General features: G+C 66.1%; 2 protein-coding genes and 1 pseudogene. All 3 read right to left on the reverse strand.

The genetic code is table 11. The features are described from left to right. On the reverse strand, window positions 1-1102 hold a 1102-nt coding region (mhpA, locus tag AC1D1G_RS44945; protein ID WP_477956911.1), incomplete at its 3' end, for a bifunctional 3-(3-hydroxy-phenyl)propionate/3-hydroxycinnamic acid hydroxylase MhpA. Next, window positions 1099-1455: a DoxX family protein gene (locus tag AC1D1G_RS44950; RefSeq protein ID WP_477956912.1), complete on the reverse strand. Its 357-nt coding sequence runs from the start codon at window positions 1453-1455 to the stop codon at window positions 1099-1101. The genes mhpA and AC1D1G_RS44950, both read right to left, overlap by 4 nt. Next, window positions 1452-1654 (reverse strand): annotated as a pseudogene (locus tag AC1D1G_RS44955) (acyl-CoA synthetase); the annotation flags it as partial. The pseudogene AC1D1G_RS44955 and the gene AC1D1G_RS44950, both read right to left, overlap by 4 nt.

A 1654-nucleotide genomic window follows, 5' to 3' on the forward strand; every position in this document is an offset into this window, starting at 1 on the left:
AGAGGTTACCGAGTTCGCCGCCTTCGGTCATGGCCATTCCGATCAGCTTGGCGCGCCGGATCAGTGCGAGCGCGTGGGGCTTGCGTTCGATCTCGTAGGTGTCGAGTGCGCTTTCGGGCAGATCTCCGGTGAGTACGCCGGCAAGTTTCCAGGCGAGATTCATCGCGTCGCGGATCCCGGCGCCCATCCCCTGTCCGATGAACGGCGGTGTGAGATGGGCGGCGTCGCCGAGTAGGAACACGCGCCGGTCGCGCCATCGGTCCGCGATTTGGGCTCGAAAGGTGTACTCGGCCACGCGGACAAGTGTCAATTCGTCGACCGGTGTGTTCCGTGTCCACGGCGAGATGAGGGGTTGCAGTCGAGCCATGTCGCGATAGTCGTCGGCGGTCTCGCCGGGTTCGAGCCGGAACTCCCAGCGGTAGCGAGTGTGTCCGATGCGCATGTATGTTGCCGCGCGCACCGGGTCGCACACCTGGTGGGCGCCCTCCCACACGCCGAGGTCGGCGGTGGTCGCGACGTCGACAACCAACCAGCGTTGGTCGAATTTCAGGTCCCGCATCGTTGCCTGAATCTGGTTTCTGACCAGGCTGTTGGCGCCGTCGCAGCCGAGGACGTATCTGGCCTGCACCGATTCCTGCACACCGGTGTTTCGGTCGGTGAAGTCGACGCGAACGCTGCCGGTCGTGTCGTCGGCCAGCCCGGTGACCTCTACGTTGCCGCGCAGGGACGCCTTCGGGTGCCGTGCCAGGTTGGCGCGCAGGATCTCCTCGAACTGCGGCTGGTCGAACATGTTGGCCTCAGGGTAGCCGTGGACGCCCGGACCGGGGTCTCGGTGGAACTCGGTGAGAACGCGCATGTTCCGGTCGACAAGTCGCAACCCGAGGCACGGCCGGGAGATCGCCGCGAACTCTTCGGCGATCCCGAGGTGCGCCACTATCCGGTGGATCTCACCGTCGAGGTGGACTGCCCGCGGCTGCGCGTAGACGCCCTCCCAGCGCTCCAGTAGCAGGCACTCGACACCGTACTGAGCCAGCAGCGTGGCGGCGGTAAGTCCGGTGGGTCCGGCACCGACGATGACGACTGGGACGACCCGTTCGCTCATCGGATCGATCCGTACAGGACTACGAGGTAGGCCACGATCGCTACGCCGACGACGATGGCGGGCGCCATCTCACGCAGTCCGTCACCGTTCCGTACGTGTGCGACGACGGCACCTACCATCAGGAGCAGCAGCCCGATGCCGGCGGCGGCGCCGAGCGCCGGCACGAGTCCGCCGATCACGAGACCGACGGCACCGGCGACCTCGAGCGCGCCGATGCCCCGATACGTGCTGACGGGCATACCGACGTGGGCTGCCCGTTCCCGCATCGGCGCGGTTGCCGCTATCTTGCCGACGCCGAGCAGGAGGTAGAAGACTGCGATGCAGAGTGCCAGAACTAGTGATGCGGTGGTCATGTGCGCACCGTGACCTTCCAATTGATCGCATATCGGTTCAAGATCGTCTTGACTGCCGGTTCGCTGGCAGTTCCGTCGATCTCGACGGTGGCAAGGATCGAACCGTCCTCGACGGACGCCTGGACGCTGCCGATGCCTGCGAGGGTGGCGAGGGCATGCTCGAGCTCGGCCCGTGTCGCGTCGGCGCGCAGAGCGAGTT

Source organism: Rhodococcus sp. P3_B8 (assembly GCF_056402775.1).

Bases quoted from the DNA above. Each gene is read 5' to 3' on its own strand.
- AC1D1G_RS44950 (WP_477956912.1), bottom strand. From the start codon at position 1,455: ATGACCACCGCATCACTAGTTCTGGCACTCTGCATCGCAGTCTTCTAC.